Source organism: Micromonospora sp. CA-269861 (assembly GCF_050948505.1).
GTDB lineage: Bacteria > Actinomycetota > Actinomycetes > Mycobacteriales > Micromonosporaceae > Micromonospora.
In genome coordinates this window covers 6,449,119-6,468,230 of the sequence record NZ_CP192014.1, presented here as the reverse complement: position 1 = coordinate 6,468,230, position 19,112 = coordinate 6,449,119, and the positions used below count along the sequence as shown (strand labels likewise).

Sequence of the window (19,112 nt, the reverse complement as noted above, 5' to 3'; positions counted from 1 at the left end):
CCACCGTCCATCCCCTAATGGACAGTTTCGTGAATTCCTAGCGCGGTGGATCGAGACGGTGCACCAGCTCGGCGACGTCGACGCTGTATTCGCACCAGTCCCGGTCGGAGCGGTAGCCCAGCTCCGCGTTGACCTTCAGCATCGCCTCGTTGGCCTGCGCGTTCCAGGTCTGCACCTCGATCAGCTCCGGCTCGGCGGAGCGCAGCTCCAGCAGCATTCGGGCCTTGATCGCCCGATCGATGCCGTAGCCCCGGTGGTCCTGCGCCACGATCGTGTCGTACTGGTCGGCGCGGGTCGGGTGCTGTGCCGGCACCACCACCTCGGTCAGGCCGGCCACCTCGCCGCTCTGCTCGTGCCGGGCGAGCACGATGTACGGCTTCATGCCCCGCCGGTGCAGCGTGTCGAGGCTGTCGCGCAGCCGCTCCGGGTCGTAGGAGCTGGGTCGCAGCTCACCGTCGTCGACGTCGCGCACCTCGGCCTTGGCCCGCGCGTACGCCTCGATCAGGTCGTCCGGCGGCCCGCCCGGGAAGAACTCCAGCTGGTAGCCCGCCCCGATGCCGGTGGCCATCTCGGCCAGCTCGGCCCAGTCGACAGCGGTCAGATCGAGCACGCTGCGGGTCTCCACGTACTCGCGGGTGAAGCCGAGCGCCTCGTAGAACCCGACGGCGGGCGTGTCGCCGACGACCTCGACCCCGATCGACCGGAAGCCCTCCTGGTAGACCCGGCGCGCGGCGCGCATCACCAGGTCACGACCGAGGCCGCTGCGCCGGGCGGACGGGTGCACCAGCACCTCGAGCACGCCGATGTCACCCAGAAGGAGCACGTGCACCTGGCCGAGCACCGCGCCCGTGTCGCCCGGGGCGGTCGGCTCGGCCTGGGCGATCCAGGAGATCCGCCGCTCGCCCGGCATCACCTCGGCGAGGTATTCCCGCAGCGAAGTCTCCCGCCAGGGCGGGTCCTGCGGCAGATCGGCCGCCAGAACCGCGTTCAGCGTGGCCAGCAGCGACGCGATCTCGGCGGACGACGCGGTCCTGGGGTCCCACTCGCGCACCATCACCCGTCTAGCTTGCCGCTAACAGAGGCCCGGGGGAAGTGTCCAGTTCTCCAACGTATCGAGACGATCACTTCACGACCGACTGGCCCGTCCGTACCGGTTCGCGGTGTCGTAGACGTCCTGGGCGTACCGCCGTACATCGTTGTAGGAGAGGATCGCGTTCCACCAGTCGCCCGGGATGCTCAGGTTCCGGCCGCCCTTGCAGAGGTAATTCCCCGCTGCCAGCGCGGCGTCGTCCAGGTCGTGGGGGTCCTTGCGGCCGTCGTTGTCGGCGTCCGCGCCGATTTCCTGCCAGGTGGTCGGGATGAACTGCATCGGCCCGATGGCGCGGTCGAGGGTCGCGTCCCCGTCGAGCGCCCCACGGTCGGTGTCGATGATCCGCATCCGACCTTCCTTCCCGTCCAGCGGCAGCCCGATGATGTTGGGCACCGCCTTGCCGTCCTGCCCCAACTGCGCGCGGTTGGCCGAGCCGTGCCCCGACTCGACCTGGCCGATCGCGGCCAGCGTGGTCCAGCTCAACGCGCAGCTGCGGTTGGTCTGGGCGAGCACCAGTTCGGCGTAGCCGTACGCCTGCATGGCGACTGCGGGGACACCGACCTTGGCGCCGACCTGCTGCGCCCAGCCGGCCAGGGCGTCCGACGGTCGACCACCGATCACCGACCCGGTCGGCAGCCCGTTGCCGGGCAACCCGCCGCTGGGCAGTGGGAGGGTCGGCAGCGGCCCGGTGGGCAGCGGGCCGGTGGGCAGGCCGGACGGCGCCCCCGGCGGTGCGACAGCGGTCGGCGCGGCCGAGGCGTCGACCGCGACCGGGCGCGGTGCGCGGATCGCCGCCGGTACGAGCAGCGCTCCCACCGCGGCGGTCGCCGCCACCAGCGCCAGCAGGAAGACGCCGGGCAGGGTCAGCCGACCACTCGGCCGGCGAGCCCACGCACGGGTCGCCCGCGCCGCGGAGGCCGCTGCCCGGCGCGGCGGCAGACGTACCGCGTGCGCGAACTGCACCCGCCGCCGACGGGCCGGGTCGGACGCCGGCACGACCGGCATCTCATCCACAGTGGTCTTCGCCGGATCCGCGGCACCGGTCTTCGCCTCGCCAGCCGGCGCGTCGGCGCTCGCCCCGTCGGTCGGCTTCGGCGCGCCCGGGTCACTGGCGCTGCCGTCCACCTTCGGGGCGTCGGGCTTCGGGGCGTCGGCCTTCGGGGCGTCGCCCTTCGGGTCCTCGGCCTTTGGAGCGTCGGCCTTCGTGTCCTCGGCCTTGGGGACGTCGGCCTCGGGGGTGTCGGTCTTCTTGTCTTCGGTCTTCGCGACCGCGGCCTCGGGCGCCTCGGCGGGCGCTGTGGCCGGTGGCGTGGTTGGCGCATCCGCCGGACGCCCGCTCAGCCAGGGGCGGCGGGGGCGGGGCACCTTCCGCACCGGATCGGGCGCGGCCCCCGAGCCTTCGAGCGGCCCGTCCAGCGGCGCGGCCGGTCGTAACGGTTGCACACGCGTGTCGTCCTCGCCGTCCACCACCTGTCGAGTATCACCCATGCTCCGCCAACCGCCAGATCCACGTACCCTGGTTGGCATGCCCCGGTACGAGTTCCGCTGCCGCGCCTGCGGCGACACTTTCGAGGTCAACCGTTCGATGGCGGCGGCCGGTGAGCCGGCCAGTTGCCCACAGGGACACGCCGACACGGTCAAGCTTCTTTCCGCGATAGCGGTCACCGGCAGGAGCGGCGCCGCCGGTGGTGCCCCAGCGCCGTCCGCTGGTGGCTGCTGCGGCGGTTCCTGCGGCTGCTGATCGGGCCAATTCGCGGCCGCCTGGTGGGCCAGCCTTGCCGGGAGCGGGTCCGAGTGGCACGTTGAGGCGGCACTTGCCCGGCCGTTCTCACGATGTGTGATCGTTCGGACTCAGGCAGCATGAACCCGACGTCACGGGCGGAGGTTCCTCGCATGTCGCCACGGATCCAGCTCCCGAGCGGTTGGGTGACCTTCGTGTTCACCGATATCGAGGGCTCGACCCGGCTGGCCCAGCTGCTCGGCCCGGACTACCGCCCGGTGCTCGCCGAGCATCGACGGTTGCTGCGCCGCACGCTGGCCAGCACGGGTGGCGCGGAGCTGCTGACCGAGGGCGACTCGTTCTTCCTGGCCTTCGAGGACGCGACGGCGGCGATGACCGCGTGCCTGACCGCCCAACGGGCACTGTCCAGCCACGACTGGCCCACCTCGGAAGCCGCGCCCCGGGTGCGGATGGGCCTGCACACCGGCTATGCCGAGCCACGCGACGGCGAGTACGCCAGCCCCGAGGTGCACCGCGCCGCCCGGGTGGCCGCCGCCGCGCACGGCGGGCAGGTGCTCTGCACGGCGTCCACCGCACGTCGGGCCGAGCCGTTGCCGCCCGGTGCGACCCTGCTCGACCTGGGCCTGCACCGCCTGCGCGGCTTCGACGACCGGGAACGATTGTTCCAACTGGTCGCCCCCGGTCTGGAACGGCAGTTCCCGCGGCCCCGCACCGCCGACGCGGTGGCGCACAACCTGCCCACCCAGGTGACCTCGTTCGTCGGCCGGCAGGCCGAGCGCATCGAGCTGGGCCTGCTGGTACGGCAGCACCGCCTGGTCACCGTGCTGGGCGCGGGCGGCGCGGGCAAGACCCGGCTCGCGGTGGAGTTGGCCAGCGGAGTTGTCGAGGCGTACCCGGACGGGGTCTGGTTCGTCGATATCGCCTCGGTGACCGACCCGGGGCTTGTGGCGTTCGCCATCGCCGCCGTGCTCGGCCTGCGCCCCGAGCCCGGCCGGCCGATGCTGGACACCCTCGTCGAGTACGCGGCCGGCCGCCGGATGCTTGTCGTACTGGACACCTGCGACACCCAACCGGCCGCCTGCGCGGAGGTGATCGCACGGTTGCTGTCCGGCGGAAGCGGCGTTCGGGTGCTGGCGACCAGTCGTGAGTCGTTCAGCCTGCCCGGTGAGGTGGTGTGGCGGATTCCGCCGCTCTCGGTCGACCCGCGCGCTGACGGTGCGGAGAGCGACGCGGTGGCGCTGCTGCTGGACCGCACGGCGGCTGCACGCGGTGGTCGGCAGCCGGACCCGGCCGAGTCCGCCGACCTGCGCCGGGTCGTGCAGCGGCTGGACGGCCTTCCGCTCGCCATCGAGTTGGCCGCCGCCCGGCTGCGGGTGCTCTCCGTCGGCCAACTCGCCGAGCGGCTGGACGACGTCCTCGGCACCCTGGACGCCGGCCGTGAGGACCCGGACCCGCCGCCGGTGGAGCGGGGCTGGTCCGGCAACCAGCAGGACACCGTGGACCTGGTCGCGGCGGCTGCCGGTGCGTCACCGCCGACCGCGGCGAGCCGGGCGGTGCAGCGCTCGGCCACCGAACGGCATCTGACCATGCAGGCCACCGTCACCTGGTCGTACCGGACGCTGGGGCCCCGGGCCGCCCGTCTGCTGCGGTGGCTGGCGGTCTTCGCCGGTCCGGTGGATCTGGAGACGGTGGAGTGGCTGCTGGGTGACGATCCGCTGGACCCGCTGTCGGTCCTGGTGGACAAGTCGATGGTGTTGGCCGAGCCGCGGGCCGCCGGCAGCACCTACCGGATGCTCGACCCGATCCGGGCGTACGCGGCGCGACGGCTGGCCGAGGCGGGCGAGGAGCAGGCCGCTCGGGACCGGCACGTGGCCTGGTCGGCGCACGCGTTGGACCGGGCCCACCTGGGCCAGGACGGCCGGCCGGTGACGCTGTCGTTGTACGCCCTCGATCCGCTGGCCGGGGAGCTGCGCGCCGCGCTGCGGTGGTGCGCCACCGGCGGCAGCGCCCGTGCCGGTCTCGGTCTGGCGGGCGGGCTGGACCAGTGGTGGCTGGAGCGGGGTCTGGCCCGGGAGGGGCGGCTGTGGCTGTTCCGGCTGTACGGGCGGATCGCCGAGACGGGGGAGCGGATCCCGGAGGGGGAGCTGGCGGCGGCGTACCACATGCATTCGCTGCATGCGAGCGCCGACGGTGAGTTCGCCGAGGAGTTGCGCTACTCGCAGCGGGCGGAGGCAGCCGCCCGGCAGGCCGGCGACGCCGGGTTGCTGGCCCGGGTGCTCGCCGGTAGGGCAGCGCCGCTGGTGGACATGGGGCAGTTCGTCGAGGCCGAGCGGGTGTGCCGGGAGGTCATCGACTGGGCACACGGGCAGGACGTGGTCGGCGAGGCGCTCTTCGCGGTGTTCAGCCTGGCCGAGCTGCTCTGGCGGCGGGGCGCCCTGGAGGAGGCGGCGGAGCTGCTGGGCGCGGTGCGTCCGGTGGAGGCGGCCCGGCCGGTGGAGCGGGGCCGGCGTTCGGTGGACATGCTGCTCGGCATGGTCGCGCTGGCCCGGGGCGACGTGATCGCCGCGCACGAGCATCTGCTGGTGGCGCTGCGCTCCCGGATGGGCCACGGCTACCACGGCCGGGCGTGCGACACCTTGAACGCGGTAGCGGTGCGCTGCGCGATCGGCGGGGAGCGGTTGACAGCCGCCCGGCTGTTCGGTGCGGCGCAGGCCACCCGGGCGAGCATGCGCGCCACCCCGGGCATCTACGGCGGCTACTGGGCCGAACAGCAGGCGGAGTTGCGCGCGGTGCTCGGCGACGCGGCCTTCGACGACGCGTACGGCGAGGGCGCCGAACTGGGGCTGGACGAGGCCGCGGCGCTGGCACTGGACGTGGAACACCCGGATCTGGCAGCGGACTCGACCCGCTTCAGCACCGGCCTGTCCCAACCAACCCCCCGCCGTCCCGCCGACCCCGACCGCCACCCGGCCACCCGAACCGAACGCGCCTAACCCCGCCCTCCCGCGCGCCCCCGCCCCCGCTGTCGATCATGAAGTTATTGCCGCGACACGCCGTGCCGACGGGCAATAACTTCATGATCAACGGGGCGGGGGCGGGGGCGGGGGGCGGGGGGGGTGGGGGACAGGGTGGGGGTGGGGGTTAGCGGGTTGCGGCCTTGGCTTCGGCTTCGGCCTTCATTCGGGCGGCGCGGTCGATGTCGGCCTGCTGGACGGCCGCTACCGAACCGAAGATGCTGACCGCCTGGTAGTAGGTCCAGGCCAGGCTGTAGCAGGCCGGCCGGACGACAGTGTTGTACGTGGCGCAGACGCGCTTCAGGTCCTCGTAGAAGGCGCTGTCGAGGCGTGACTTGTTGGCGGGGAACTGGCCGACGGCCTTGTAGTTGCGGTAGCCGAAGTCGTGCCGGTAGCAGCCCAGGTTGAAGGTGAACCCGAGCGGGTTGTCCGGGCTGGACGAGCAGTAGTCGGTGGACCAGTTGAAGTTGTACTCGGCCCAGGGGGCCCGGTTGACCCGGGCGCTGTTCCACGAGTTGTAGCTGGACGCGCTGGTCTGGGTCCAACTGGACAGCACGGAGAGCCGTTGGGCGGGGGTGACGGCGGCGGCGGGGGAGGCGACGGTGAGGGTGGCGAGCAGCGCTAACGCGCCCGAGGCGAGCAGGGTGGCGAGACGTCGGGGCACGGTTTACCTCCGCGGGGGTGGGCGGGTGGGACGGAAGTTACCGGCGGGTTACCGGATGTTGATGAGTGTCGATTACCTGATCAACTAGGCGGTATGCGCATCGCCAACTATTGGTGACATACGTTGAAACAGACGAATGCCCCGGACGCGCGGGGCGTCCGGGGCATTCGGAGAAGCGGGTCAGCGCAGAACGAAGGCCGGCGGGCTCGCGGGGCTCTCGTTGGCCGACCGGTCCACGGCGGTCAGTTGGTAGGTGTAGCGCCGACCAGGCTCGGCCGAGGTGTCCACCCAGGACTGGCTGCCGCCGGGCGTGGCTCGGACGGTGTCGACAAGGTGCGCGGCGTCGGCCGTGGCGCAGCGACCGGGCAGTGCGGTGCCGTCGAACCGGTAGATCGCGTACGAGGTGGCGGTGCCGAGCGGGCCGACGCCGTCGGCGGGCTGCCGCCAGGTGAGCCGGACCCCGTCGGCCTGCCGGGTCGCCTTGGTGACCACCGGGAAGAGCAGCGGCCGGGCCGGCAGGTGGGGCATGGCCGGCACCAGCGCCGGGCGGGAGTAGTGCTCGGCCGCGTAGATGTCGGTGGCGCCGAGCCGGTTGGCCCGTACCTGCACCGCGGAGAAGTGCACGTTGCCCTGCACCTCCGGGTACGACCGGTTGAGCGTCAGGTGGTCGGACAGCTCACGCGGGTTCTGCCAGTACGGCCCGTACGCCGGGTCGCCGCTCTTGTAGTCGGCCTGGCCGATGTAGAGCTGCACGCGGGTGCCGCGCACCGTCTCGGCCCACCATGGCACGAGGCGCGCGTAGTCGGCCGCCGGGTACTGGCCGATGTACCAGTAGAGCTGCGGCACCACGTAGTCGATCCACTCCTGCTTGATCCACTTGCGGGTGTCGGCGGAGATGATGTCGTACGACTGGCTGCCGGTGGTGTCCGAGCCGAGCGGGTCGGCGGTCTTGTTGCGCCAGATGCCGAACGGGCTGACGCCGAACTTCACCCACGGCTTCGCCGCCTTGATCTTGCCGTTCATCTCCTGGATCAGCAGGTTGATGTTGTCCCGCCGCCAGTCGGCCCGGTCGGTGAAGCCCCGGTTGTGTGCCGCGAAGGTCGCGTCGTCCGGCACCTGGTACGTGCCGCTGGGGTAGGGGTAGAAGTAGTCGTCGAAGTGCACGCCGTCGATGTCGTACCGCTTGACCGCGTCCATCATGGCGGTCTGGACGAACTCGCGGACCTCGGGGATGCCCGGGTTGTAGTAGAGCCGGCTGCCGGCCACGCCCGCCGGTGGGTAGGCGAAGGTCCAGTCCGGGTGCTGCTGGGCCGGGTGGCCGGGGGCGAGTTGGGCGAGGTCGGCGCCCGCGCCGCCGGGGGCCGGCATGGACACACGGTACGGGTTGAACCAGGCGTGGAACTCCAGGTTCCGCTTGTGCGACTCGTCGACCAGGAAGGCCAGCGGGTCCCAGCCCGGGTCCTGGCCGCGTACGCCGGTCAGGTACTCCGACCAGGGCTCGTACGGCGAGGGCCAGAGCGCGTCGGCGGTGGGCCGGACCTGCACCACGACGGCGTTGTGGTGCAGTCGCCCGGCCAGGTCGAGCAGTTCGCGGTACTCGGCCTGCTGGGCCGCGATCCGGTCCGGGCTGGTCTGGGACGCCTTGCTGGGCCAGTCGATGTTGACCACCGACGAGATCCACATGGCCCGGAACTGCCGCTTCGGGGTGGCCGGGTCGGTGGCGCAGGTGGCGGTGGTGGTCTCGGCCGCGCTGGGCGCGGCGCTCGCGGGGGTGGCGCTGACAAACGTGCCGAGCAGGGCTGCGACCAGCCCGGCGACTCCGAGTCGGGTGGCTTTCATGCGGTGTGTCCCTTCGTTGGGGCTCCCGGATGGTCCGCGGGGCGCTCGGCAAGATTCGCCGCCGATGTCCGCGTTGCTGGTAGGAAATTTTCACAATCTGGCCATCGCCGCAAGGGTTCGTGGTTGACCAATCGCGCCGCTGGGTAGCAACGCCGGTCACCGGCCGCCACGGAGGTGGTCGCACGGTGGGAGGGGTGACCGGGTGTCCGTGCTGCGTACGAAACCAATCAAGGACGTGATAGCCCAAGGTGAGGCGGACGGGAGCGACGGCCAGCTCGGGCTGAAGAGACGGCTCGGCGCGGTCGACCTCACCGGCTTCGGCATCGGCATCGTGATCGGCACCGGCATCTTCACGCTCACCGGGATCGAGGCGCGGGACAGCGCCGGCCCCGGCGTGGTGATCTCCTTCGCCATCGCCGGCGTGGTGGCCCTGCTCGCCGCCCTCTGCTACGCCGAACTGGCCTCCAGCGTGCCGACCGCCGGCAGCGCCTACACCTACGCGTACGCCACGATGGGCGAGATCGTCGCCTGGATCATCGGCTGGGACCTGCTGCTGGAGTTCGCGCTCGGCGCCGCAGTGGTGGCCCGAGGCTGGTCCGGCTACCTCGCTGAACTGCTCGACCTGCCGACCCGCTGGTTCGGTGAGGAGGGCAGCACTGTCAACGTGGGTGCCATCGCCATCGTGCTGATCCTCGGCATCGTGGCGATCGTCGGCATCCGGGAGTCCGCCCGGATCACCAACCTGCTGGTGCTGGTCAAGGTGGCCATCTGCGTCTTCGTGGTGGTCGCCGGGCTGTTCTTCGTCAAGGCCGCCAACCTCACCCCGTTCATTCCGCCGGCCGAGCCCGCCGGGAGCGGCGACGACGGCATCAAGCAACCTGTCACGCAGGCGCTCTTCGGGCTGGAGCCCTCAGTCTTCGGCTTCGTCGGGGTGCTCAGCGCCGCCGCAGTGGTCTTCTTCGCGTACACCGGCTTCGAGGCCGTGGCGAACCTGGGCGAGGAGACGAGGAAGCCCAAGCGGGACCTCACCCTGGGCCTGCTCGGCACGCTGCTGATCTCCACCGTGCTCTACATCGGAGTCTCGCTGGTGGTGGTCGGAATGGTGCCGTACACCGAGATCGACCGGGGCGCCCCGATCGCGTCGGCCTTCGAGTCGGTCGGCGCGGGCTGGGCGGCCGTGCTGGTCTCCATCGCCGCGGTCGCGGGCCTGACCAGCGTCATCCTGGTCGACCTGGTGGCGATGGGCCGGATCGGCTTCGCCATCGCCCGGGACGGGTTGATCCCGCCCTCGATCGCGAAGGTGCATCCGCGCTGGGGCACCCCGTACCGGATCTCGGCGATCATGACGGTGGCGGTCGCGCTGCTGGCCGGCTTCCTGCCGCTGTCCGCCCTGGCCGACCTGGTCAGCATCGGCGCGCTCTGCGCCTTCGTGCTCGTGTCGGTGGCGGTGCCGATCCTGCGCCGCAAGCGCCCGGACCTGGAGCGCCCGTTCCGGGTGCCGTTCTCGCCGGTGCTGCCGATCGTCTCGGCGTTGGCCTGCTTCTACCTGATGCTCAACCTGTCGGTGGAGACCTGGCTGCGGTTCCTGGCCTGGATGCTGCTCGGCGCGTTGATCTACTTCGGTTACGGCTACCGCCGCAACCGGCTGGCCCGACACGAGCCCGCCGTGCAGGAGGGTCGCTGACGGTATGGTGCGCCCGTCACCTCGGGGAGGGTGCGGCGTGCGACACAGACTCAAGGACGTGGCCGAGCGGGCCGGCGTCTCCGTCAAGACCGTCTCCAACGTCGTGAACGGCCACGTGCACGTGCGACCGGACACCCGTGCCCGCGTCGAGGAGGCGATCGCCGAACTCAACTACCGGCCCAACCTCTCCGCCCGTCACCTCCGCAAGGGACGCACCGGCGTGATCGCGCTGGCCGTCCCGAAACTGGACGTCCCGTACGTCGCCGAACTGGCCCGCCACGTGGTCACCGCCGCAGCCGAGCGCGGCTGGACGGTGCTCATCGACCAGACCGGCGGTCGGCGTGAGCAGGAACGGGTGGTGGCCGCCGGTATCACCGACCACCTGATCGACGGGCTCATCCTCAGCCCGACGGCGCTCACCGCGGAGGACCTGGCCGGCCTGGACGGCATCCCGACGGTGCTGCTCGGCGAGCGGATCGCACACGGCCCGGCGGACCGCGTGGTGATCGACAACGTGGCGGCGGCCCGGGAGATCACCAGCCACCTGATCCAGCTCGGTCGCCGCCGGATCGCGGCCGTCGGCGCGCAGCCCACCGACGAGGGCGCCAGCGCCCGGCTGCGGCTGGCCGGCTACCGCGACGCGCTGCGCGCCGCCGGGCTCGACTACGACCAGGCCCTGGTGGCGTCCGCACCGGCCTGGCACCGCGCCGACGGCGCGGCCGCGATGAGCGGCCTGCTCACCTCCGGGGTACGCCCCGACGCCGTCTTCTGCTTCAACGACACGTTGGCCCTCGGTGCCCTGCGCGCACTGCACGAGGCCGGCGTGCGGGTGCCCGAGGACGTGGCGGTGGTCGGCTTCGACGACATCGAGGACGGCAGGTTCGCCATCCCGACCCTGAGCACCGTCGCCCCGGACAAGGAGCGGATCGCCCGACTGGCGGTCCAACTCCTTGCCGACCGCCTGGACGGCGACCGCACCGTCCCCGCGCGGGAACTCTCCGCCCCCTATCGCCTGCAACTCCGCGAGTCCACCCGGACCCGCTAGTCGAAGAAGCGGGCCAGGTGGGACCGGGGTGCCGGGTCGGCGTCCGGGGGGAGGGGGGTCAGGTCGGCGAAGATCGAGGCGCCGTCGCAGCCGGCGTGCAACGGGTACCAGCGCGGCGTGCCCGGTGGCCGGAGCTGGCAGATCCCCTTGAACGTCTGCACGTCCATCAGCCGGACGTGGGTCGGGTCGGCCACCGCGTTCACATGGCCCCACCAGGGGCTCATCACATGGAGGACACCGCCGGGGCGGAGCACCCGATGACACTCGTCGACGAGCGGCAGAAAGTCGATCAGGTGCTCCAGGATGTGCACCGCGAAGAGGACGTCCACCGAGTTGTCGGCGAGCGGCAGCGAGCCGGACAGGTCCGCGACGGCGTCCACACCGGGTGCCGGGTAGATGTCCAGCCCCAGGTTGCTCGACCACTGCTTGGACGGCCCACAACCGAGGTCCACGACCACCGGCGCCCGCCCGCCGATGCCGACCCGGCACCAGACGCCGTAGACACCGGCAAGCTGCCCCACCAGGTCCCGCACCAGCCGTAGCTGGGCGGGGTCGGCCACCTCACCGCTCAGGTGGGCCACCCCCCGGTCGAACCGCACCTCGACCGCCAGGTCCCGCAACCGGTCATCGTGGCGGACCTGGTCCGCCCACGCCTGAGCGAGGAAATCGTCGATCGCCCGCAGCCGGTCGGCCGAGGGCGGAGTCTGTGCCAAAGCGACCATTCGGGTCACCTCCCGCCGCGCGATACCCGCAATCGCGCCCGTTATGCCCCGCCCGCCCGCCTTGTCGGCCCGGCCCACGCTTCCGCGGGGTCGGCCCGCCCGGGTCAGCCGGAGAGGGTGCGGCGGCCCCCGCGGATCCGCTGGCGCGGCGGTGGGTCGGCGGGCTTCGGTCGCTTGAGGTGGTAGCGGTGCAGTTCGTGGTTGCCGGGCAGGGACGGGTCCTCGCTCATCGCGACCAACTCCCAGCCCTGGTCGCCGGCCCGGTTCAGGTGGGCCAGCGAGGTGTCGCCGTACGGCGTCACGTCGACCATCGAGCCGTCCGGGCCGTACCAGACGAAGACGACCTCCCAGCCGAGGTCGTTGGTCGCGGCCTGGCGGCGGCGGACCAGCAGGGCGTACTCCCACTTGAGCATGGCGTCATTCTCACCCCGCGCCGGCCCGTGGGCACGGATCAATCCTCGGCGATCCGCCCGGCGTCGACCCGCAGTCGTCGGTTGGTCTCGATCGCGGCGAGCATCCGCCGGTCGTGGGTGACCAGCAGCAGCGTTCCGGGGTAGCTGGCCAGCGCCGATTCGAGCTGCTCGATGGCGGGCAGATCCAGGTGGTTGGTGGGCTCGTCCAGCACCAGCAGGTTGACCCCACGGCCCTGGAGCAGGGCCAGCGCGGCCCGGGTCCGCTCACCGGGGGAGAGGGTGGCCGCCGGTCGGGGCACGTGCGCCGCACGCAGACCGAACTTGGCCAGCAGGGTCCGCGCGTCCGCCGGTGACAGATGGGGTACGGCCGCCTCGAACGCGTCGATCAGCGGCACGTCGCCGAGGAACAGCCCTCGCGCCTGGTCCACCTCGCCGATCACCACACCCGGCCCGAGCGAGGCGGTGCCGGCGTCCAGCGGCAGCCGGCCCAGCAGCGCGGCCAACAGGGTGGACTTGCCCGAGCCGTTCGCCCCGGTCACCGCGACCCGGTCCGCCCAGTCGATCTGGAGGTCGACCGGGCCGAGGGTGAAGCCACCCCGGCGTACCACAGCTCCGCGCAGCGTCGCCACGACGGCGCCGGCGCGGGGCGCGGCGGCGATCTCCATCCGCAGCTCCCACTCCTTGCGGGGCTCCTCGACCACGTCGAGCCGTTCGATGAGCCGTTCGGTCTGCTTGGCCTTGGCGGCCTGCTTCTCGCTCGACTCGCTGCGGAACTTGCGGCCGATCTTGTCGTTGTCGGTGGCCTTGCGGCGGGCGTTCCGCACGCCTTTCTCCATCCACCCACGCTGGGTGCGGGCCCGCGCCTCCAGCCCAGCCTTGGTGTCGGCGTACTCCTCGAAGTCCGCGCGGGCGTGCCGGCGGGCCACCTCGCGCTCCTCCAGGTAGGCCGCGTAGCCGCCGCCAAAGTGGTTGACCTGCTGCTGCGGCAGGTCCAGCTCCAGTACCCGGGTGACCGTGCGGGTGAGGAACTCCCGGTCGTGGCTGACCAGCACCGTGCCGGCCCGCAGCCCGGTTACGAACTCCTCCAGCCGCTCCAACCCGGCCAGGTCCAGGTCGTTCGTCGGCTCGTCGAGCAGGAACACGTCGTACCGGCTGAGCAGCAGCGACGCGAGCCCGGCGCGGGCCGCCTGGCCGCCGGACAGCCCCGTCGTCGGGTGGTCCAGGTCGACCGCGAGCCCCAGGTCGGCGCTCACCTGCTCCGCGCGTTCGTCCAGGTCCGCACCGCCGAGGGCGAGCCAGCGCTCCAGCGCGTCGCCGTACGCGTCGTCGGCGCCCGCCGCCCCGGCGGTCAGCGCCTCGGTCGCCGCGTCCAACGCCACCTGCGCGGCGGTCACCCCGGTTCGGCGGGCCAGGAAGTCGCGTACCGTCTCGCCAGGTCGCCGTTCCGGCTCCTGCGGCAGGTGTCCGACGCTCGCGGTGGGCGGGCTGAGCCGCACGCTGCCGGCTTCGACAGGCAACAACCCGGCGAGGGTACGCAGCAGCGTCGACTTGCCGGCCCCGTTCGGCCCGACCAGCCCGACCACGTCGCCGGGGGCGACCACCAGGTCCAATCCGGCGAAGAGCGGGCGGTCGCCGTGCCCGGCGGCCAGGTCCTTGACGATCATCGTGGCGCTCATCAGGACGGCAGCCTATCCGGCCCGCCGCATAGGACCGGCCGGCAGCGGGCAGACTCAACGACGTGGTGACCACACTGGCGATCGACTGTGGCGGCGGAGGCATCAAGGCGTCCGTGCTCGACGAGGCGGGAACGATGCGGGCCCGGCCGTTGCGGGTGCCGACCCCGTACCCGTTGCCGCCCGCGTTGTTTGTCCGGACCCTGCTGGATCTGGGCGGGCGCCTGCCGACGGCGGACCGGCTCACGGTCGGCGTACCCGGGATGATCCGGCACGGAGTGGTCGTCAGCACGCCGCACTACGTGACCCGCAGCGGCCCCCGCAGCCGGGTCGACCCGGACCTGGTCGCCGAGTGGTCCGGCTGGGACGCCCGGGGTGCCCTGGCCGACGCGTTCGGGGTGCCGGCGCTGGTGCTCAACGACGCCGAGGTGCACGGTGCCGGAGTGGTCGCCGGCACCGGCTGCGAGCTGGTGCTGACCCTGGGGACGGGGCTGGGCAGCGCGCTCTTCGACGGCGGGGTGCTCGCACCGCACCTGGAGCTGTCGCACGCGCCGGTGCGCTGGGGCACCACCTACGACACGTACGTCGGCGAGCCGGAACGCCGACGGCTCGGCGACGCCTTCTGGTCCCGTCGGATCCGGCAGGTGGTGGACGGGCTCCGCCCGGTTTTCCGCTGGGACCGGCTCTACCTGGGCGGGGGCAACTCCCGACTGATCCGGCCCGAGCAACTGGCCCGGATGGGCGACGATGTCGTGGTGGTGCCGAACACCGCCGGAATCGTCGGCGGTGTCCGGGCCTGGGAGCTCTCCGCCGGCCGCCGGGACGCCCGCACCTGACCGGATCTCGTCTGATCTCGACTCCGGGAACAGTCGCCAAACGCGCGGTGTTGTGCCAGCGTCGGAACAGGTGACGGTGCGACCCGAGGAGGTGGCAGATGGATCTTCTGGCGGACTACCGGCGGGCGACCATGTTCTTCGAAACCGGTGACCCCAGCGGGGCGGCCCGACTGCTGGAGCCGATCATCGACGCCGAACCCGGCAACGCGGCGGTCCGGCAGTTGCTGGCCCGGGCGTACTTCCAGTCGGCCCAGCTCAACCGGGCCGAGGAGCACCTGCGCGAGTTGGTCGAGCGGGACCCGAGCGACCACTACGCGCACCACGTGCTCGGTCGGACGCTGGAGCGGCTGAACCGGCACACCGACGCGCTGCGGCACCTGCGGATCGCCGCAGCGATGTACGCGGCCAACGACGACTACCGGACCGCGCTGGAGCGGGTGGAGACCCGACTGGGCGGCCGGCGCTGAACGTGGCCCGTAACGTGACGGGGGCGGTCCTTCGGGGCCGCCCCTTCGTCGTCGGGCAACCTGCTGGACGTGCCTAGGATGGCGGACATGGGACCTGACCGGCCGGGGGCTGCGGCATGAAGCTCAAGCTGGACCTGCACGAGATCTTCAACAAGGGCCAGGACATCGACCGCGCGCTGCGCGGGATCATGGACGAGGCGGTGGCGAAGAAGGCCACCCTCGTCGAGATCATCCCCGGCAAGGGGTCCGGCCAGCTCAAGAAGCGCGTGCTGCGGTTCCTCGACCAGAAGGACGTCAAGCAGCTCTACCACCGCGTGGAGAAGGACTCGAAGAACTTCGGCCGCCTCTTCGTCCACTTCCGCTGGAAGTAGCGCCGAACGGCCAGTGTTCTGAGGCGACCGGCCCACGCGGCCATCGACCCTTGGTTTAGGTAGATCGCGTCGAAGTTAGATTCCATCTAGCTTCGGAGGGATCGGTTCGGTTTGGCGTCGAATGGATCTTCGTCGTGAGGTGCGGCGATGCGTCTGCGCCAGTGGTCGGATACTGGGCGGGTGACGGAGGAGCAGGCTGCCGAGCCGACGCGGTGGAGTGGCCATGAGCAAGGCGATCAGCAGACCGGCTCCGAGCGCTACGTTGCCACCGACTCGACTCGATCCACTGCGGCTGTACAGGGGATCCAAGCGGCACACCATAGTGAGGCGGATGAGCCCAGAGTGCCCCTGCAGAGGCGGGCCTTTGCTGCGAACGTGTCCGCTGCGATGCGATCGAAAGAGTCGCCTCCAGCACACAGCGCCGTGATCTATTTGGAAGGCGGGTTGGCGACGTACACGCCCTTGCCCTGCCGCCCGTCGATCAAGCCCTCGGCTTTGAGTAAGAGCATGGAGGCGCGGATCACCGTGTTGCTGACGTCGTAGTGCTCGCACAGGGCGGCGAAGGACGGCAGCTTGTCGCCCGGCTTCAACTGGCCGGAGCTGATCTGCTCGCGGATATCTCGGGCGACCTGTAGGTACGCGGCTTCAGACATAGGTGGTGCTCCCAGCTTGGCGGCTGGTGCAAGCAGACCACATCTTCGGCTCGACTTACAACGCTATGTGTCGTAGCTGTTGACCCTGCGTACATTGCGTCCTAAGTTGCTTGTGGGGCTACCCAGCTTGGCGGCCGGGTCGTCCTGCCGTGGGTGCCCTGTCTCCGTGCACGGGTGGCCGGGTGCCCACGGAACCCCAGGCATCGGCGGGAGGCACTGTGACCAGACCGAACGATGCTGCCTCATCCGGACGCTTCGCCCGTGCGGCTGGGGATCTCGGCGATCGGCAGCGAAGGGCGGAGAACAACCAGCATCGGGTGTCCTACGACGAGTACGTCATCGCAGTGGCGCTCACCCTCGCGCGCCGCCATCGGCCCCACTGGTCGTGGCGGCACTGGCGACGCATCTGTCGCTGCGGCGCCGACCTGCCATGCAGAAGCCGCCATCGCATCCCGATCAGTCGCCGTCACTGGCCGAGTCAGGACGAAACGCAATGACGAGCCATCTCGCGATTACCCCGACCTGGATCTGCGCCGGGTGTGGTGCTGACTGGCCCTGCTGCACCCGCCGTCGGGAGTTGCAAGCGGAGTACGACGGGGCCCCAGTGTCACTCGCCCTCTACCTGGCCGCCCAACTGATTGACGCGGCCCAGGACTTGGTCCATGTTCCCGCCGGCCATCTGCACTTTCGCTTCCTTGGTTGGACCCGGTGAGCATCCTTCGTGCGGGTGACGAGAAGTTCCACTACAGCGACGGCTCCCACAAGTGGATCCCGCCGGACCCCGACTACGACCAAGACGTCTGGGACGAGCAGATTCGTCAGCACAAACATGGCCACCTGCGAAACGAGCGCCCGAAAGTCCGCATCCAGCGGCTGATCTGATGCGAGTAGCGGCGGTCAGAGGCTGGCCATGAGGAGTCCGCACACGGCCAGCGGAAGCACCGTGGACAGCCTGCCCAGCGCGGCCGACGAGCCGATCCGGGTACGGGCGACGAGGACCGCGAGCATTGCCAGGCTGGCCAGCAGTGGCGCGGGCCAGGTCAGCTCTGTGGGCGCTGCGCCCAGAAGAGGGCGTGCCCGCTGCTGCCTTCCGGGACGAAATCCTCGGCGACGATCGTCAGCCCCGCCTGTTGCAGCCATGAGCGGTAACTGGAGGCGTCGGCATGGCTCCACCACATGGTGGCGCGGCCATCGAGCCAGTTGTCATCGGTGCCTGTCCAGGCGGTGTTGCCGACGGTGGTGAGCAGCCAGCCGCCGGGGCGTAACCAGGTGGCGATGCTCTTGATGAGCTGCGGCTGGTCGGCCAAGGGCATGTGGATGAAGGCGTACAGGCACACCACGGCGTCGAACGAGGCCGGCGGCAGGTCGAGCCGGGTGGCGTCGGCGCGGAGAAAGGTGCCGGTGGGCACCAGGCGGCGCGCCCGCTCAATCTGCACGTCGCTGATGTCAACGCCGGTGACGTGGTGTCCGGCGTCGGCGAGGAAGCGGGCGACCGGCACCCCGCAGCCGCATCCGAGGTCGAGGACTGCCGCTGAGGCAGGTAGGCGCTGGTGCAGGTCGGCCAGCCAGGGACCGTACTGGCCGTCGTCAGCGTCGTTTGATCGATAGTGGTAGGAGAGTGCGTCGTACCCGCGTCGGACCACGTCGCGCTCGTCGCTCCTGCTCATTCCGGGAACGCTACGAGGCTCGGTGCCACTTTGCCGATCCATTCATCGCGGTACGGCTTCGTCCTGCCAGCGGTAGAGGTCGCGCAGCAGGGAGATCTCGGCGCCGTGATGGATCAGCTCCCGGTTGACGTGCAGGACGATGCCCTCCATGGGGAACCGCTCGGGACCCACCGTGGGTGGATTCTCCAGGTCGGCGTCCGAGAGTTCGCGGACCCCCGCGTTCCATCTTGCGTACATCTCATCGAGCTGTTTCAGCGCCTCGTCTGCGGTGCCCGCGTAGGCGAAGGTCTGGGAGTCGACGTCCTGGCCGCCGAAGTGCCACCCGACCCGATAACCCAGGCAGGAGACGATGATGTGCGCCAGCCGCCAGGCAATTGTGGTGACCGGCGCCGGCACCGGATCAGGGGACGCGGAGTCCATCGCCCATTCCCCCGAACCTACCGACATCGGTGCGGCCGACGTGCCCTGTGGGCGGATGCTCCAGCAGCCACGCACCGGCTCCCAGAAGTACTCCTCATCGGCAAGACCGTGCAGCCGCGGACGCAGGTTCTTCTGCCAGTGCCGGTCCAGTTGGTCCGCGATTCGCTCGCTCCTTGTCATTTCCGCACGCTACAGAGAGCGGAGGACGGCAGTGGCCGGCGGGAGCGGTCAGCGTGCGGAGGTGCACACGACCGTCGCGGGCGTCGACGGCGGTCGTTGACCCCTAGGGTGTCCTGATGTCGACGGTTAACCTGCGGCGATCGGCGCGTGCGGTCGTCGTCGACGAAGACGACCGTGTTCTGCTGCTCCGACTCGCCATTCCCGATCCGGCCGGCACCATCGTTGTGTGGATTACTCCCGCGGGTGGCGTCGAAGACGGTGAGACGCCACTGGTCGCCCTGCGGCGAGAGCTGCGCGAAGAGGTTGGTCTTGCTCTCCATGTCGACCCGCCTCAGGTCTGGCGGCAGGAGATAGTCGCCTCCGGGCACGCACCCGGCCACGATGGCGTCGTAAACGACTACTTCCTCGTTCGGACCGCGTCGTTCGTGCCGCGCGGCTCGATGACCGATGAGGAACTCGCCGCCGAGCACGTCGTCGGCTGGCGTTGGTGGTCGCTGTCCGAATTCAGGGAACACCGCGGCCCGGAGCTGTTCTCGCCCCGCGACCTCGCCACCCCGTTGGCCGCATTGCTCGCTGACGGAGTGCCACCCCGGCCCGTCCCGCTCGGCCTCTAGGTGACCGGATTAGGTGAAG

At 71.1% G+C, this 19,112-nt stretch carries 19 protein-coding genes; 9 read left to right on the top strand and 10 right to left on the bottom strand.

What is annotated here, in order from left to right; all coding sequences use genetic code 11:
- Window positions 1-37 precede the first annotated feature (37 nt).
- Both ACQP0U_RS29705 and ACQP0U_RS29700 read right to left on the bottom strand, forming a co-directional pair.
- Window positions 38-1,054, bottom strand: a complete 1,017-nt coding sequence (locus ACQP0U_RS29705; RefSeq protein ID WP_433321264.1) for a GNAT family N-acetyltransferase — start codon at window positions 1,052-1,054, stop codon at window positions 38-40.
- 72 nt (window positions 1,055-1,126) lie between these two features.
- Window positions 1,127-2,578 (bottom strand): lytic murein transglycosylase, encoded by a 1,452-nt coding sequence (locus tag ACQP0U_RS29700; protein WP_433313454.1) that lies wholly within the window; start codon window positions 2,576-2,578, stop codon window positions 1,127-1,129.
- A 37-nt stretch (window positions 2,579-2,615) separates the two neighbouring features.
- Between ACQP0U_RS29700 and ACQP0U_RS29695 the strand changes: the two genes are divergently transcribed.
- Window positions 2,616-2,831: an FmdB family zinc ribbon protein gene (locus ACQP0U_RS29695; RefSeq protein ID WP_433313451.1), complete on the top strand. Its 216-nt coding sequence runs from the start codon at window positions 2,616-2,618 to the stop codon at window positions 2,829-2,831.
- A 152-nt stretch (window positions 2,832-2,983) separates the two neighbouring features.
- The gene (locus ACQP0U_RS29690; RefSeq protein ID WP_433313448.1) at window positions 2,984-5,824 is read left to right on the top strand and encodes an ATP-binding protein; all 2,841 of its coding nucleotides are present in this window, start codon (window positions 2,984-2,986) and stop codon (window positions 5,822-5,824) included.
- A 148-nt stretch (window positions 5,825-5,972) separates the two neighbouring features.
- Here the strand turns inward: ACQP0U_RS29690 and ACQP0U_RS29685 are convergent, their stop codons facing one another.
- The gene (locus tag ACQP0U_RS29685) at window positions 5,973-6,509 is read right to left on the bottom strand and encodes a phospholipase (RefSeq protein WP_433313445.1); all 537 of its coding nucleotides are present in this window, start codon (window positions 6,507-6,509) and stop codon (window positions 5,973-5,975) included.
- A 180-nt stretch (window positions 6,510-6,689) separates the two neighbouring features.
- Window positions 6,690-8,348 (bottom strand): family 10 glycosylhydrolase, encoded by a 1,659-nt coding sequence (locus ACQP0U_RS29680; protein ID WP_433313442.1) that lies wholly within the window; start codon window positions 8,346-8,348, stop codon window positions 6,690-6,692.
- A 235-nt stretch (window positions 8,349-8,583) separates the two neighbouring features.
- Between ACQP0U_RS29680 and ACQP0U_RS29675 the strand changes: the two genes are divergently transcribed.
- Both ACQP0U_RS29675 and ACQP0U_RS29670 read left to right on the top strand, forming a co-directional pair.
- Complete coding sequence (locus ACQP0U_RS29675) at window positions 8,584-10,032, top strand: amino acid permease (RefSeq protein WP_433313439.1); 1,449 nt, start codon at window positions 8,584-8,586, stop codon at window positions 10,030-10,032.
- A gap of 37 nt (window positions 10,033-10,069) precedes the next feature.
- Complete coding sequence (locus tag ACQP0U_RS29670; RefSeq protein WP_433313436.1) at window positions 10,070-11,077, top strand: LacI family DNA-binding transcriptional regulator; 1,008 nt, start codon at window positions 10,070-10,072, stop codon at window positions 11,075-11,077.
- Here the strand turns inward: ACQP0U_RS29670 and ACQP0U_RS29665 are convergent.
- The 3 genes from ACQP0U_RS29665 to ACQP0U_RS29655 all read right to left on the bottom strand — a co-directional run bounded on the left by ACQP0U_RS29665 (window position 11,074) and on the right by ACQP0U_RS29655 (window position 13,888).
- The gene (locus tag ACQP0U_RS29665) at window positions 11,074-11,799 is read right to left on the bottom strand and encodes a methyltransferase domain-containing protein (protein WP_433313433.1); all 726 of its coding nucleotides are present in this window, start codon (window positions 11,797-11,799) and stop codon (window positions 11,074-11,076) included. The genes ACQP0U_RS29670 and ACQP0U_RS29665 overlap by 4 nt on opposite strands.
- Window positions 11,800-11,903: 104 nt before the next feature.
- Complete coding sequence (locus ACQP0U_RS29660; protein ID WP_433313431.1) at window positions 11,904-12,212, bottom strand: hypothetical protein; 309 nt, start codon at window positions 12,210-12,212, stop codon at window positions 11,904-11,906.
- Between the two features lie 38 nt (window positions 12,213-12,250).
- Window positions 12,251-13,888, bottom strand: coding sequence for an ABC-F family ATP-binding cassette domain-containing protein (locus ACQP0U_RS29655; RefSeq protein ID WP_433313428.1), 1,638 nt, complete (start codon window positions 13,886-13,888; stop codon window positions 12,251-12,253).
- Between the two features lie 62 nt (window positions 13,889-13,950).
- Between ACQP0U_RS29655 and ACQP0U_RS29650 the strand changes: the two genes are divergently transcribed.
- From ACQP0U_RS29650 to ACQP0U_RS29640, 3 genes are all read left to right on the top strand, one after another.
- Window positions 13,951-14,721, top strand: a complete 771-nt coding sequence (locus tag ACQP0U_RS29650; protein WP_433313425.1) for an ROK family protein — start codon at window positions 13,951-13,953, stop codon at window positions 14,719-14,721.
- Between the two features lie 98 nt (window positions 14,722-14,819).
- Window positions 14,820-15,188, top strand: coding sequence for a tetratricopeptide repeat protein (locus tag ACQP0U_RS29645; protein ID WP_112584722.1), 369 nt, complete (start codon window positions 14,820-14,822; stop codon window positions 15,186-15,188).
- A 116-nt stretch (window positions 15,189-15,304) separates the two neighbouring features.
- Window positions 15,305-15,559 (top strand): Smr/MutS family protein, encoded by a 255-nt coding sequence (locus ACQP0U_RS29640; protein WP_007465523.1) that lies wholly within the window; start codon window positions 15,305-15,307, stop codon window positions 15,557-15,559.
- Window positions 15,560-15,987: 428 nt separating this feature from the next.
- Here the strand turns inward: ACQP0U_RS29640 and ACQP0U_RS29635 are convergent, their stop codons facing one another.
- Window positions 15,988-16,212, bottom strand: a complete 225-nt coding sequence (locus tag ACQP0U_RS29635; protein WP_433313421.1) for a winged helix-turn-helix domain-containing protein — start codon at window positions 16,210-16,212, stop codon at window positions 15,988-15,990.
- Between the two features lie 708 nt (window positions 16,213-16,920).
- On the opposite strand from ACQP0U_RS29635, the gene ACQP0U_RS29630 reads away from it, so the two are divergent.
- Window positions 16,921-17,094 (top strand): hypothetical protein, encoded by a 174-nt coding sequence (locus ACQP0U_RS29630; protein WP_357196421.1) that lies wholly within the window; start codon window positions 16,921-16,923, stop codon window positions 17,092-17,094.
- A 158-nt stretch (window positions 17,095-17,252) separates the two neighbouring features.
- Here ACQP0U_RS29630 and ACQP0U_RS29625 read toward each other — a convergent pair whose 3' ends face one another.
- Both ACQP0U_RS29625 and ACQP0U_RS29620 read right to left on the bottom strand, forming a co-directional pair.
- The gene (locus tag ACQP0U_RS29625) at window positions 17,253-17,879 is read right to left on the bottom strand and encodes a class I SAM-dependent methyltransferase (RefSeq protein WP_433313419.1); all 627 of its coding nucleotides are present in this window, start codon (window positions 17,877-17,879) and stop codon (window positions 17,253-17,255) included.
- Between the two features lie 42 nt (window positions 17,880-17,921).
- Window positions 17,922-18,479: a DinB family protein gene (locus tag ACQP0U_RS29620; protein WP_433313417.1), complete on the bottom strand. Its 558-nt coding sequence runs from the start codon at window positions 18,477-18,479 to the stop codon at window positions 17,922-17,924.
- Window positions 18,480-18,595: 116 nt separating this feature from the next.
- Here ACQP0U_RS29620 and ACQP0U_RS29615 point away from each other — a divergent pair, with 116 nt between their 5' ends.
- Window positions 18,596-19,093 (top strand): NUDIX domain-containing protein, encoded by a 498-nt coding sequence (locus ACQP0U_RS29615; RefSeq protein ID WP_433313414.1) that lies wholly within the window; start codon window positions 18,596-18,598, stop codon window positions 19,091-19,093.
- The last annotated feature ends 19 nt before the right edge of the window (window positions 19,094-19,112 follow it).